The sequence below is a fragment of the Halanaerobium saccharolyticum genome, assembly GCF_004362045.1.
GTDB classification, from domain to species: Bacteria; Bacillota; Halanaerobiia; order Halanaerobiales; family Halanaerobiaceae; genus Halanaerobium; species Halanaerobium saccharolyticum_C.
In genome coordinates this window covers 16,569-29,786 of record NZ_SNWX01000008.1, presented here as the reverse complement: position 1 = coordinate 29,786, position 13,218 = coordinate 16,569, and the positions used below count along the sequence as shown (strand labels likewise).

Below are 13,218 nucleotides of genomic sequence, written 5' to 3'. Positions count from 1 at the left end.
GTTCTATAAATATCTTATGTCAGGGAAGCATTATAAATCTTAACTACAGCATTTTTCAGTTCTTTATCAAATTCTTCCTCTGATTGATCAATCTCTAGATTCTGAAGCAGTGCCCGCGAAAAACTTGCAATCATATTATGGTTTTCCGAAAGCTTATTTACAGCAACTTCCTGACTGTAACCTCCAGATAAAGCGACCACCCTTACTACATTGGGATGTTCAATAATTTCCTGATAGAAATCTGCCTGACTTGGAAGTGAGAGTTTAAATATATACTGCTCATCGTCTAAGCCCTGAAGCAGTTTTAGAATTTCTTCTTTTAATATTATTTCGGATTCTAATTTATCTTTACTGTTTATATTTACTTCTGGTTCTAAAATAGGTGTAAATCCTTCATCATAGATTTTTTTAGCATATTCAAACTGCTGAGCCACAATATCTTTAATACCATCTGGATTGGCACTGTGAATAATTGATCTCATTTTGGTTCCAAAGATATTATACTTTTCTGCCTCTGCAAGCAGGTCATCCAGTTTAGTCATGGGCTTCATTAGCTGGACTCCATTTTCTTTATTTTCTGTGCCCTGATCCACTTTGAGTATTGGCAGAATTCCTTTTTCCTCCCAGAGATAATCAGCAGTATATTTACCTTCCATTTTATTATTCATCGTATGCTTAAACAAAATTGCACCCAAAATGTGTTCAGAACTAAAAGAAGGACTGGTAATAACTCTGGTTCTCATTGCATGGACAAGCTCAAACATTTCTGCTTCTGTCTCATATTCTGACTCTGTTATACCGTAATCTTCCAATGCTCCTGGTGTACTTCCACCACTCTGATCCATAGCTGCAATAAAACCTTTGCCATTTTTCATAAGTTCAATTTGCTTTTTATTCATAAATATCTACCCCATTTCATTTATTAACCTGTTTCTAAATAAATTATATAATTTATTTAGTCTTATTACAAATTTTCTGTCTCTTGTTCTATTTCTGAACTTTCAGCTTCAGCATCTAAATTTAAATCTTTTAGATGTTAAACCATATATAAAAGATTTAGATACTAAAGATGATGCAAATCACAGCCGAGTTTTTAAACTATTGAATTTAAAAACAAATACTATAATTATCTTTTAATTTTTGTGCCGGTATAAGTGAAAGCATCACTATTCATATCAAGATGGTCATCCTTGATTTCTGCTATTATATTACCGCAATTTTCGCAGACAAAGTTTTTCCCTTTTACCTCTCCGTCGTAAAGCCTTGTTATTTTAGATTTCCAGCAGCAGAGAACTCTTCCCTGTCCAATTTTTTTGTATTTGAAGAGTTTTGTTTTACATTTGGCACATTTTATTGTCAGCATACTATCAGTCCTCTGGTTGAATATTGATTTTCTCGTTTTTCGATCCCCTTCTGTTTTTATATTTAAGTTGATTATAACTTATACCATTTTTCAGTTTTTCACCTTAAATAGGGTTAATTTTTTAGCTGTGTAAATTAGATAAATAGAAGAAGTCTAGCCCCAAAAAATATGAGTTGGATCCTCATCTACTTCCTCCACAAGTTTCTGAAAATCACTGGTCGGCTCAATATTATCATATTCATACCATTTTCCGGTGTGCCTCCACCAGTATAAAGACCACTTATTATTATCTTTATTATATCTAAACTGAGCAATCTTCATTTCAACCCACTCGTCTGGATCTTTATAATGTGGACGCTTTTCAATTAAAGTAACATATTTGCCTCTTATATTATAATCCAGCTTAATCTGATCTTTTACTCTCTCTGGTATACGTTCATCACAAAATTTGTCCAGAGTTTTTTCAACTCGTTTTTTTAACAATTCGTTTAAAGCCATTGATGTCCCTCCTAACTATTTTTAGGTCTAATTTTCTCGATACTCAATATTATTTTCTTCACACCACTCAATTGCTATTTTCCTATATCTCTTATCTTTAAAATCATACCACTGATCTTCTAGATCATATTGATAAATCTTATCTTTAAACATTCTAAAGGCACCATTTCCTCGAATAGCATAAAGAAGTTCCTCTCTTAGTTCTTCATCTTCGATGGAATAGCAAAAATCTTCCATAATGCTATAGTCATCAATTTCATAGTCATCGGGAAGTCTTAGATAGTCATCAGTTGAGATAATATTAACTGCAGCTTTAATATTCTCCCGCTGCCATTCTGGAAATTTATCAAGGTCAGGCTCTTCCTCTCCAGCTCTTAATTCATCATCCATAATCATGAAAACTTCACCAGTTTTTTTATAATAAAAATAATTGCTCTCTATAGTTCTAAGTTCTAATGCTTCTAAAACATCTTTTAAATCAACTTTAAGTGTCATTTTTTAATTCCCCTTAAAAGTAATCACTGTCTTTTATTCTCTCGATTAAAAATTCAAGTTCATGATAGGCTTCTGGAGCAACCTCATCTTTATCAATAATACCATTGGCAATAGCGATAGCAACATAATGATCCTTCATATCAGAGCTGTTATATTTTTTGAAGATTTCTCTAGATATCTTATTATGAAATTTGTGTATCTCATCATCTAATTCAAAAGGATCCAGTTCTTTCTTTTCCCACTGCTTAAATTTTAAATTCAGATCAGCTAAAGCTTTTTCTAGTTCTCTCTCATGTGCAAGACCTGCCAGCCGCCTAATTTCTTTTTTAGTTTTTTTGCTGAAATCATACATCTTTTTTACTCCTTTGCAAAAGACTTGAGAAATAATATTTAACCAGAATATGCACAAACTCCAACTCGAGGAGAATTAACAACCGGTAAAAATTCAAATTCGTTCATCATACAATCATTCTTTTCATGTTTGTCAAGGCAGTCACTGCAGTACCAACCACCAGCAGTATATTTACATTGAGGGCAAATAAATTCAGCTGGGTTATCACAGTGACTGCATTTAATCTCAGGCTGCTTATTTCTTGCCAATACATTTATTTTCCCTTCCCTTTCCCCTGCTTTAAATACATTCACTATATTCAAATCCAATTTAGTGTAAGAACCAAAATCATAGGTGTATGAAAATTTACTTTTTTCTCTTAGAACATCTTTAATTTTATTACTCATATTAAATCCACTGGATGTAAATCGCTGCTCATTAATTTCAAATTCACTCAGATGATTACAGCATTCCAGCCAGATATCACGTAAAAAGCTATCGAGATCACTTAATTTAGCATCTGCCTTGACCTGCAGCTGCAGCCAGTAATCTGATCTATAGGTGCCTTTAATATAAATATGATAATATAAACTTTTCTGAGACTGTTCTTTTTCAATTATCTTTTCATAATTTTTATTTAGACATGATTTTAAATGTCTGGACATTCCTGATTGAGTATATTCATTTGCACAAATTTTACATTTACCTTTCATAAAACTTAACCCTCCAAATTATTTTGTAAATATTAATAATAACGTTCAAGGTCAGACTTTATCTCTTCCGGATCATATTCTTTAAACCGCTGGCTTTCAGCCCACTCCAGCATAGGCTCGTAATCTTCATCATCTGGATTTGAAATAATTTGCATGAATTCACTAAAACCACCTACTCCTCCTACATCTTCCGGAGGAGCTGTTCCTTCATCTTCCAGAAGTGTCGGCTTATTTGACTTATAATCATCTATAATTTCTTCAGTTTTGATGTAGTGATGCCAGAAATCACCATAATCATAAATATATTTAATTCTGGCAGGAAGAACATCTTTAAGTTTAACTTCATTTTCAAGAGCCATCTTAAAATCCTCCTGCTCATAATTTAACTCGTATTTATTGTATTCAAAATTTTTCTGATCTGCTGCAAGGTTTAAAATAGCCTTATAACCTTCCCGGTGATATTCAGACTGGTTCCAGCACTTTGAATTATCTTTTTCTTTACTATAGACAAAAAATTCATGCAGATGGTAATCCTGCCAGTTATAGAGTTTTTGAATAATATCATCTTCGCCATAATATTCGGTTAATTTTTCTTTTAAACGCTCATTAGGATAAAAGAATTCATTATCTTCTTTGGTCGGTATATCGCTAATTTTTTTTGATATTTCAGACTGATAAATTTCTTTCTGATTAAAATTAAATCTAACTGTATATCTTTCTGTCATTTTGCAGGAATAGTTTAACCTACCAATGTAACTCCTATCTTAATTTAGCTGTTGCCTGAATCAGCATACCTCTCAGCCCTTTCTTTAAGATTTTTAAGCCAATACAGTCATTGTCGGTATTTTATCTAATATTTTGTTAATGCGGATTTTTAGCTAATAAATCAGCCAGCTTTTTTACAAGATAATCATATTCCTTCCACCCGGCTCTAAGTAGGTGTCCTCCTATGGTTGAACGGGCTGACAACCCCATTTTTTCTTTGGTTTCATTTTGACTTAAACCTGTTATTCTATAATCTACAACTTTTTTTTGCTGAGCTGTCCATTTTTTGATGAATTCAATGAGCAGAGATAAAATTATTGAAAAACTGGTATCTGCTAAATTTTCATCTGCAATTAAATTTAAAGATATTCCTTCTACAAAAGATTTTTTTAGGGCCTCTCTTGCTTTATAAAAAGCTGGGCCATCCATCCCTAAAGCCTGATCTTTAATCTCTGTAGATATATTACCTGAACCAAGCCCCACATATAATTCATCTATTTCATAAAATAGATCTACCAGTAAATACAGTAATTTTTGATAATTCTTAATTTCTTTTTTTAATAACGCCTGAAACTCAAAGTGGTCTTCAGCTTCATCAGACAGGGTAGTTGAAACGAATTTAGATCTAATTAGATCACTATAATCCTCATTAATTTCTGTTAATGTATTTTTAAACCTATTTCCCTCATTTAGTTTGCGAGGATAAGCTCCTATTAATGCTAAATACTCTCTTCTTAAATTGATTTCTATTTTTCTACGATTACCTGTTAATTCTTTAAAAAAATAAACAGACTTAACTAAGAGTTTCCAGTTAATATTTGTTAGTGATTGACTGACACTTGACTGAGAGCTATCTAAATCAGCTGCAATTTCTTTCTGCTTTTTACCTCTACTTAGATTGTAAATTATATATTTTTGATTGAAGGTAAATTTATTAAAAATGCTGAAATATAAATGTAAAATCAAATTTATTATTTGAAAATACTTATCATTATTAACACAAATTAAGTGGATCTTAAATTTTTTATCTTTTGCAATTTTCACTGCTTTAAGAGCATTTTCATAGGCAGTTCCCTGATTATAATTATTAAATTCTCCCTGGCCAATACCAAATCTAAAATCAATTTCTCTAAATTCAACTTCCAATATCTGAAGAATATTAATTACTGGGGAAAAATTATTGAGTACACCATAAAATTCATCTCCCAGAGTAATTTTAAAAGGTGCCTCTATATAATCCTGGTAGTCATGATTTAACTTAGCTAACAATTCAATTAGTTCATTTTGTACCTTTTTTCGATTATCTATTTTTTTAGAATCAATAATATCTCCAATTACAACAATTGAATCCTTACTCATCGGGCCTACCTCCTAATTCCATAAAAATGAAAATATTTTAATCAAACTACCAGTAGAAATTGCAATCAAAATACTGATAAAGGAGCCTATTAAATAGTATTCTACAAAAGAAGAATTTTTTTCTGCTTTCACTTCTATTTCTTTAAATCTGATCAGTGATTTGGCGGTAAACATTAAACCAATTAGTGAATAATATTCAAAAAACATAAAGATAATAATTAGTACTCTTTCTAAATTTCCAATTGCCTCTCCTTTATCACCCTCGCGACTTATATTACTTTTGTATTTGCTCAGTGTTTTTCTGACCAGAATAGTTGCAGCTTTAAAATTAAAAATTATTACTGATAGAGTAATTAGCAAAAAACTCATTTTTGCTTCTGTTAAAGATCCTAAAGATGAATAGATATTAGTTATATTTTTGAAAAAAGCTAGCAGTGCCAGGTTAGGAGCAGGATTAAAAAGAGGAATTATTATAAAAATAACTAAAAAGTGAAGCAGCTGATCAAGAATAAAGATTTCCAAATTAAAGGTCCCAAGTTTGTCAATTAGCCTGTTCTTAGTATAATCAATAACTACATGCAGCAGAGATAGTAATAATATCATAAGAAAATGAGATAAACTAAAATAATAAATTGTTAAAATATAGGAGATCACAAATACTATTATTCCATGTTTTAATAAAGCAAAATTTGACTTTCTTTTATCTCTACTTGTATTATTACTTTGAAAAGTGAAATCTGCCAGAATATGAGCCAGTATTAATAAAGAATAAAGCATAAGCAACCTCCTGTGCCAGTATTTTATCTAATATTTTTATAAAGTCGGCATTTAAACTAATATTTATTAGTCAAACTTTTTTAATTACTTCTCTCTCAAAAGCCCTTTTGTTTCCCACTTTAACATGATCAGTATATTCATCAGTCCTTTACTTGCGCTTTATTTTTAATATTAATTTCACATTAATTATATCACATAAATGAATTTAATAAAATAATTTTTAGCTCTAATCTATCTGAAATTATACGCCAAAAAACTTTTTTTACCAGAATAAATATCAAACTTTTTACCTGAATAAGCCTGAGTTAATCTGACTCAACTTTTTTTTCAAATTTAATCTTCATTTTTCCAAGTTCCATTCCACTTTGAGCAAAATAGAGTTTAAGGTAATTGTTTTTACTCCAGAGATTTATCTCTTTTTCTACTGTCTTCCATTCTCCAGTACCATTTAAAGTAATTGTCGAGTCTAATTTGTTATTTAGAAATAAGGAAACAGGAATCTGAGCATGTTCTCCTCCACTGGCTTTCATTTCAAGATTCAGCTTATAAATTCCTTTTTCATCTCTAATTATACCAAAGACCACTGATTCCCCTTTTGCAGTATCTACATCTGAAAGATCAATAGCCTCTACCTCAGCCAGATCATAATATTCCATCACATTTCCTGGCTCATCATTACTCTCTGCTGCAGCTGATTCTTCACCTGGACCACTAAGATATCTTTCCATCACAGCTGAATCCATTATAAAGTTCAGGATATTAGCTACATTACGCTGTAGCTCTCCTCTGGTGATTTTTCCTTCTTTCAGGCCTGCTAAAGTATTATCATCAGCACTATTTTCTACAGGATTCTCATTAACCATGTATAAATCATTCTGGGCTCGAACCATAGGAATAGTATTTCCTTTTCTGGCTTTTTCGCCTTCTTCATTGATTCTGGCCCACCAGTCAGTCATTACAATCCCCTCAAAGCCCCATTCGTCTCTTAAAATCGTAGTCAGGAGATCATAGTTTCCGGCTGTCCAGATTCCATTTAAGCCACCATAGGTAGACATAATGGATGCTGCTTCACCCTCTTTAACTGCAATTTCAAAGCCTTTTAGATAAATTTCTCTTAAGGCTCTTTCGGATACAACAGCATTTACATCGTGTCGATGAGCTTCCTGATTATTAGCAACATAATGTTTTACTGTTCCTGTGACCTGATACTTATTCATGGCTTTAAGCTGAACTGCTGCCATTTTACCGGTCAGAAGTGGGTCTTCGGAAAAGTATTCAAAGTTACGACCGTTCAAAGGTGTCCGATGAATATTCATTCCAGGTCCTAAGAGGGTTTCAATTTGATTTGCCAGAAGCTCCTGCCCCATCAGATCAAATAGTTCACCTACTAAATCTAAATTAAAAGTACAGGCTAAAGATGTTCCGTTTGGCAGACTGAAAGCAGTTGTACCACAGTCCATTCTAATTCCGGAAGGTCCATCAGCAGCAGAGGCAGCAGGAATTCCAAAGTCAACAAGGTTCTCACTTACTCCACCAAAAGCGGCAGCAGTACCGGGAGTTACTCTCGGAGAATTCATTCCTTCACCCCGCATCAGACAGGCCAGATCCTCGTCACTCAGCTGAGCTATAAAATCTTCCAGGGAAGCCTGATTCTGATAAACATCTTTGAGCTTTATTCCCTGATCACCTGTATAGGAAATTGCCTGAGGGCGATCAGCAGCTATCCGGGCATTCAAATCTACAGTTCTCTGTGGTACCTCTTCTTTTGAAATTTTTCCATCTGGCTCAACCTTTAAACGTTCAAAAGATTCTACCGGTGCACATGCTTCCTCAAGTTCTTCTATAACCTGAAGTGTTTTAATTTCAAAGCTGCCGGCCAGTTCAGTATTGCGCACATCACCGCCAGCATAAATTTTATACTCACCTGCTTCTAAAACATAGGAAGATTTATGGCCGGTTATGCCGCTGTCATCATAGGAGGCCAGCTGCTTTTTAGGAAAGCTCAAGCTTAATTTCTGACTTTCACCCGGCTCCAGTAAATTGGTTTTAGCAAAGGCTTCTAAAGTTCTAGCTGCTTTCCCCAGCTTGCCTAAAGGTTTACTGGCATAGATCTGAACTACTTCTTTTCCTGATCTATCACCAGTGTTTCTTACTTCAACTTCTATAGAAAACAGATCTTCCTTTTCAGCGAAAGAAATAATATCTTGATTAAATTCTGTGTAGGACAGTCCATAACCAAAGGGGTAGATAACCCTGTCTTTGGCTGCTGTTTCAAAATATCTGTAACCTACATAAATATCTTCTTTATATAATAAAGTATCCTTATTACCGAAATCATCCATGGAAGGATAATCTTCAAGATCATAAGCAATGGTATCACTGAGCTTTCCGGAAGGATTTACCTTTCCAGTCAGTACATCTACAGTACCATTTCCACCTTCCATTCCTCCATGCCAGGCATAAAGAACTGCCTCGGGCTGATATTTACCCACCCATTTCATATCAATTATGTTACCTACATTTAAGACTACTGCGACTCGATCAAAGGCTTTGGTTACCTCTGCCAGCATCTCTTCTTCAGTATCTGTCAGATAGTAACTTCCTTTAGTGGCAGAGTTATCTCTATCTTCTCCTGCTGTCCGACCTAAAATAATGACTGCGAGATCAGATTCTGCAGCTGACTTTTTCGCCAGTTCATCACTGACCGGCATCTCTTTCTGAGACCAGGGTTCCTGCGCCCAGCCCTCACCGTGATCAAAGGGGTTATCCTCCAGCCATTCTTCATATGTAGCCATCAGTTCCTGGTTAAGAGCAAGCTCATCATTCGCCTTTAAAGCATCTAAAATGCCAACTACATATTCAGTATTAACCAGTCCACCAGAACCGGTACCGCTTTTATAATAGTCAAATTGAATTCTACCAAAAACAGACACTTTCTCTCCCGTTTTAATTGGAAGTGCCTGATCTTCATTTCTCAACAGTACACAGCCTTCTGCTGCTGCCTGTCTAGAAAGTGCTGCATATTTTTTCATATCAAGTTTAACTTTTTTCATTTGAACTCTCCTTACTTTTAATATCATAATTATTGCATATAGTTTTATGCTAAAATTTATAAAGTACTATGTTATTGTAACATAAAACGATTTAGTAAGTAAAACGTTTTATTGATCTAGTTTTGGAACTGGAGTTAGTTCTAGAGCTAGTTCTAGAGCTAGTTCTGGTTCTAGAGAATTGCCGATGCCAACTCAATGCCATCCTTTATAGCATCATCAATGCCATCACTAATGCCATCATTTGACAACTGTCTGTTCCCCTTAAATACTCAACTTATTATAAATTTCCGGTATCTCCCAGTCGGTAATAATTCCCTGCAGCACTTCTTCTTTGCTCCCGTTTTCAGTTATCAAAAAAGCATCAATTTTATTTCCAGCTTTAATTATTGACTCATGCTTATCAATTAAAGTATCCAGTTTGCTGTTTTTCGAAATAAATTCGCAGACTTCATCTTCTTCTGCATAATTTAGAACTTCTTTGATCTGAACATCCTCAATAATCAGCTTAGCGCTCTGAGCTGACTTTAAATCTCCCATCCATCTAATAATTGTATTTGTGGTCAGCAATTCAATGTACTTCCCCTTTTGATCTACTACCGGAATTTGATCATAATCATGTTTTTTCATATCCTGAATTGTTTTAATGATTGAGGTATCTTCCTTAATTACCATCAAATTATCATCAATAAAATCACTGATTTTAGGCGAATCTATCACTTTTTCTAAAATCTCTTCTAATAAAGTGTATAACGAGCTGCTGGGTAAAAAATAATATTCATTGTTGTGGGCAATTGAGTTTCTAACCTCCCTTACGGTATCAAGTTCATCTCTGTACTTTCTAATTATATAATCATTATTGCGGCCTTGATGGAGCAGACTGTAAAAAGATGTGTCCCAGTTATTGACCTCTTTTAGATGTTCATATAGTTCATTAAACATTTCAATAAATTTATCCTTTTTATCTTCCATTTTTAGCACCTCTCTTTTCTGTTATTTTAATAAAATCTCTACTAATATCTTATTCTTCAAAAAGAAATCTATTCCTTTTTTAGCTCTATTCCAGCAGTTTATTAAAGGAAAAGTAATAATTTTGCAGAATATAAATAATAGATAATGCCTAAAACATAAGGAGGCAGCTTATGAAAAGTATAGAGGATTTTAATTTAAAAGAAATTACTGAAAAAAGAAAATATCAGAAGTCTCCGGAAGCCTGGGATGAACAGATCTTTTATTTTCTGCTTGTAGATAGATTTGCATCTGAAAAAGAATATCCCCTCTATGATCAAAAAAATGATTATGAAAATGCCTTAAAAACTGAGGCAGCCAGGCAGAAGTGGCTTGACAGCGGAGAAAAATGGATTGGAGGCACCTTAAAAGGGATAACAGATAAGCTGGACTATCTCAAAGAATTGGGAATAAGTGTGCTCTGGATCAGCCCGGTCCTTAAACAGCCTGTTTACTCAAACAATTATCACGGCTATGGAACCCAGAACTTTTTACAGATTGATCCCCATTTTGGCACCAAAGATGAGCTCAAGAATCTGGTTGATGAGGCACATAAAAAAGGAATCTATATTATCCTTGATGTGATAATCAACCACACAGCTGATGTCTTTGCTTATGATGCAGAAGATCCCTTCTATAACGGGGAAGAATATCCTGTTAAAGCATTCAGAGATAAAAATGGAAAAGCAGCTATTGATCCAAATAATCCTGACTACAGCACTGTCTGGCCTGAAGGAGGAGTCTGGCCTGAAGAAATTTTTAATTTAGCTACCTTCAGCAAAAAAGGTTATATTAGAGACTGGGACAGTGACCCCGAATTTAGGGAGGGAGACTTTTTTTCTTTAAAAAACATTAATACCGGTTCTGGCAGGGTAGATGATTATAAGCCCTCAGAAGCCTTAAAGACTTTAACAGAATGCTATAAATACTGGATAGCATATGCAGACTTAGATGGTTTTAGACTGGACACAGTAAAACACCTGGATCCTGGTGCTGTACGTTTTTTTGTCACAGAAATTAAAGAATTTACTCAAACTCTCGGAAAAAAAGATTTTTATATATTAGGAGAAATTACAGGTGGCATGGAATTTGCAAAGTCCATCTGTGAAAACACAGGTCTTGATGCAGCTCTCGGCATCAACAAAATCCCGGAAACCCTTGAAAATGTAGCCAAGGGATATTCTTCAGCCGAAAACTATTTCTCAATTTTTACAAATTCTCAGGTTTTAAGTGAAGGTGAAAACCAGTGGTATCATAAAAGAGTTATTACAATGTTTGATGACCATGATATGGTATATAAGCCTAAGCATAAAGAGCGTTTTACAGCAGATAAAAAAACAGCTTCTCTGCTTAAAAATGCTATCTTCTTAAACTTTTTCACCGCTGGAATTCCCTGCATCTATTATGGAACTGAACAGGGATTTGACGGCAGTGGCGACCATGACAAATATGTTAGAGAATCAATGTTTGGAGGAGAATTTGGTGCATTTAGAACCAGAAACAAAAGCTTTTTTAACAGAGAGCATCCTGTATATCAGGAAATGAAAAAACTGGCTGAACTTAGAAATGAGTATATCAATCTCAGATTGGGCAGACAGTATTTAAGGGAAATATCAGACTTAAAAACTAACAATTTTCACCTTCCCCAGGCAGATCAGACAAGATGCAGAGAAATTATTGCCTGGTCAAGGATCTTCAGTCAGGATGAATTTTTATTAGCAGTAAACTGTGAATTAGAAATAGCCCAAAAAGCAAAAGTTTTAATTGACAGTGAAATTCATCTTCCCGGCGAAAAATTTATCTGTGTCTACTCCTCTGATGAAAAGAAAATTGGAGCAGAACTTGAGATACAAGAAGCTGAGGAAGGTAAAAATTATCTGGAAATAGATATTCCTGCAAAAGGAAGAGCTATTTATAAATCTCAGTAGGCTAAAGCTGCCTCTAAATTAGGAGTTTCTTAAAATAATTATTATTTAAGTTAGGAGAAATTTTACAATGAAAAAAATAAATAATAATATTGTATTTAATAATAGTGATGATAAAAAATATCAGGCTCTTTTGAATAAACTCTTAAAAAATATTTTTTTTTGATTTTCAGTTCTGGTATGACTTAAATTTGTGGGATGATAACTATGAAAATTATGCAATTTTAAAAAATAATGAAATTGTATCAAATATCTGTGTTTTTAAGCAGCAAATAATTTTTAATCAACAGCAGTACCAGGCTTTATCAATCGGGGCTGTCGCAACCAAAAAAGAATATCGAGGTAATGGTTATTCAAGAATCTTAATGGAGTATATCATAGATAAATATCAGAGAATCCCTATATTTTTATCAGCAGATGATAATGTATTAGATTTTTATCCCAAGTTTGGCTTTAGACGTGCTTATGATAAATTACCAGTCTGTGAATGTGACTTAAATAATGATCTTAAACCTCAAAAACTAAAGTATGATGAGCAGGCTGTCTGGAATTATGTATATAATCATATAAATTTTTCGAAAAAATTTGATTGTTTAAATACAGCCAGTGTAAATATTTTTCATATTCATTTAGGCTATCTTAAAGATTGCCTCTATGAGATTCCCGAGTTAAAAACAATGGTTATTGCCAGGCAAAATGGAGCTACTTTAAAAATTATTGGCATCTTTTCTCTTAAAGAGCCGAGTTTTAATCAGTTAATTAAATTTTTACCATTTAAAAATGTCAAAAAAATTGAATTTGCTTTTACTCCCCATTTTTCTGATTTAGACTACAAGATGCAGGAATATAAAGGAGATCCTTTTTTTGTTAGAAATATCAACTGTGATTTAGGAGATATTAAATTTCCAGAACTATCAATTACATAAGAGCTTAA

General features: G+C 33.5%; 13 protein-coding genes. 2 read left to right on the top strand and 11 right to left on the bottom strand.

All coding sequences use genetic code 11. The features are described from left to right. Positions 1-14: 14 nt before the first annotated feature. The 11 genes from DFR79_RS06765 to DFR79_RS06715 form a co-directional block, all read right to left on the bottom strand. Positions 15-899: a fructose bisphosphate aldolase gene (locus DFR79_RS06765; protein WP_133514744.1), complete on the bottom strand. Its 885-nt coding sequence runs from the start codon at positions 897-899 to the stop codon at positions 15-17. A 227-nt stretch (positions 900-1,126) separates the two neighbouring features. Next, positions 1,127-1,363 (bottom strand): hypothetical protein, encoded by a 237-nt coding sequence (locus tag DFR79_RS06760; protein ID WP_133514743.1) that lies wholly within the window; start codon positions 1,361-1,363, stop codon positions 1,127-1,129. Between the two features lie 153 nt (positions 1,364-1,516). After that, positions 1,517-1,861, bottom strand: a complete 345-nt coding sequence (locus DFR79_RS06755; protein WP_133514742.1) for a DUF3024 domain-containing protein — start codon at positions 1,859-1,861, stop codon at positions 1,517-1,519. A 27-nt stretch (positions 1,862-1,888) separates the two neighbouring features. After that, positions 1,889-2,356 carry a UPF0158 family protein gene (locus tag DFR79_RS06750; RefSeq protein ID WP_133514741.1) on the bottom strand — a complete coding sequence of 156 codons (468 nt, stop codon included), beginning with the start codon at positions 2,354-2,356 and terminating at the stop codon, positions 1,889-1,891. A 13-nt stretch (positions 2,357-2,369) separates the two neighbouring features. Continuing rightward, complete coding sequence (locus tag DFR79_RS06745; RefSeq protein WP_133514740.1) at positions 2,370-2,708, bottom strand: hypothetical protein; 339 nt, start codon at positions 2,706-2,708, stop codon at positions 2,370-2,372. Positions 2,709-2,746: 38 nt separating this feature from the next. Beyond that, a complete protein-coding gene (locus DFR79_RS06740) occupies positions 2,747-3,400 on the bottom strand; it encodes an IS1096 element passenger TnpR family protein (RefSeq protein WP_133514739.1) in 654 nt (217 codons plus the stop codon). Positions 3,401-3,432: 32 nt separating this feature from the next. Next, entirely contained in the window at positions 3,433-4,125 is a 693-nt protein-coding gene (locus DFR79_RS06735; RefSeq protein WP_133514738.1) for a plasmid pRiA4b ORF-3 family protein, read from the bottom strand. A 136-nt stretch (positions 4,126-4,261) separates the two neighbouring features. Beyond that, on the bottom strand, positions 4,262-5,524 hold the full coding sequence (locus DFR79_RS06730) for a SatD family protein (RefSeq protein ID WP_133514737.1): 1,263 nt from the start codon (positions 5,522-5,524) through the stop codon (positions 4,262-4,264). A gap of 12 nt (positions 5,525-5,536) precedes the next feature. Then, the gene (locus tag DFR79_RS06725) at positions 5,537-6,301 is read right to left on the bottom strand and encodes a DUF3307 domain-containing protein (RefSeq protein WP_133514736.1); all 765 of its coding nucleotides are present in this window, start codon (positions 6,299-6,301) and stop codon (positions 5,537-5,539) included. Positions 6,302-6,606: 305 nt separating this feature from the next. Then, the gene (locus tag DFR79_RS06720) at positions 6,607-9,354 is read right to left on the bottom strand and encodes a glycoside hydrolase family 3 protein (protein WP_133514735.1); all 2,748 of its coding nucleotides are present in this window, start codon (positions 9,352-9,354) and stop codon (positions 6,607-6,609) included. A gap of 261 nt (positions 9,355-9,615) precedes the next feature. Continuing rightward, a complete protein-coding gene (locus DFR79_RS06715; protein ID WP_133514734.1) occupies positions 9,616-10,323 on the bottom strand; it encodes a CBS domain-containing protein in 708 nt (235 codons plus the stop codon). A 170-nt stretch (positions 10,324-10,493) separates the two neighbouring features. Between DFR79_RS06715 and DFR79_RS06710 the strand changes: the two genes are divergently transcribed. Then, entirely contained in the window at positions 10,494-12,287 is a 1,794-nt protein-coding gene (locus DFR79_RS06710) for an alpha-amylase family glycosyl hydrolase (RefSeq protein ID WP_133514733.1), read from the top strand. A gap of 188 nt (positions 12,288-12,475) precedes the next feature. Beyond that, the gene (locus DFR79_RS06705; RefSeq protein ID WP_166637996.1) at positions 12,476-13,210 is read left to right on the top strand and encodes a GNAT family N-acetyltransferase; all 735 of its coding nucleotides are present in this window, start codon (positions 12,476-12,478) and stop codon (positions 13,208-13,210) included. Positions 13,211-13,218 lie beyond the last annotated feature (8 nt).

Excerpts from the sequence above, each read along its gene's own strand:
- DFR79_RS06745 (WP_133514740.1), bottom strand. The coding sequence starts at position 2,708 with ATGTATGATTTCAGCAAAAAAACTAAAAAAGAAATTAGGCGGCTGGCA.
- DFR79_RS06760 (WP_133514743.1), bottom strand. The coding sequence starts at position 1,363 with ATGCTGACAATAAAATGTGCCAAATGTAAAACAAAACTCTTCAAATAC.
- DFR79_RS06755 (WP_133514742.1), bottom strand. The coding sequence starts at position 1,861 with ATGGCTTTAAACGAATTGTTAAAAAAACGAGTTGAAAAAACTCTGGAC.
- DFR79_RS06720 (WP_133514735.1), bottom strand. The coding sequence starts at position 9,354 with ATGAAAAAAGTTAAACTTGATATGAAAAAATATGCAGCACTTTCTAGA.
- DFR79_RS06730 (WP_133514737.1), bottom strand. The coding sequence starts at position 5,524 with ATGAGTAAGGATTCAATTGTTGTAATTGGAGATATTATTGATTCTAAA.
- DFR79_RS06725 (WP_133514736.1), bottom strand. The coding sequence starts at position 6,301 with ATGCTTTATTCTTTATTAATACTGGCTCATATTCTGGCAGATTTCACT.
- DFR79_RS06715 (WP_133514734.1), bottom strand. The coding sequence starts at position 10,323 with ATGGAAGATAAAAAGGATAAATTTATTGAAATGTTTAATGAACTATAT.
- DFR79_RS06740 (WP_133514739.1), bottom strand. The coding sequence starts at position 3,400 with ATGAAAGGTAAATGTAAAATTTGTGCAAATGAATATACTCAATCAGGA.
- DFR79_RS06710 (WP_133514733.1), top strand. The coding sequence starts at position 10,494 with ATGAAAAGTATAGAGGATTTTAATTTAAAAGAAATTACTGAAAAAAGA.
- DFR79_RS06750 (WP_133514741.1), bottom strand. The coding sequence starts at position 2,356 with ATGACACTTAAAGTTGATTTAAAAGATGTTTTAGAAGCATTAGAACTT.
- DFR79_RS06735 (WP_133514738.1), bottom strand. The coding sequence starts at position 4,125 with ATGACAGAAAGATATACAGTTAGATTTAATTTTAATCAGAAAGAAATT.
- DFR79_RS06765 (WP_133514744.1), bottom strand. The coding sequence starts at position 899 with ATGAATAAAAAGCAAATTGAACTTATGAAAAATGGCAAAGGTTTTATT.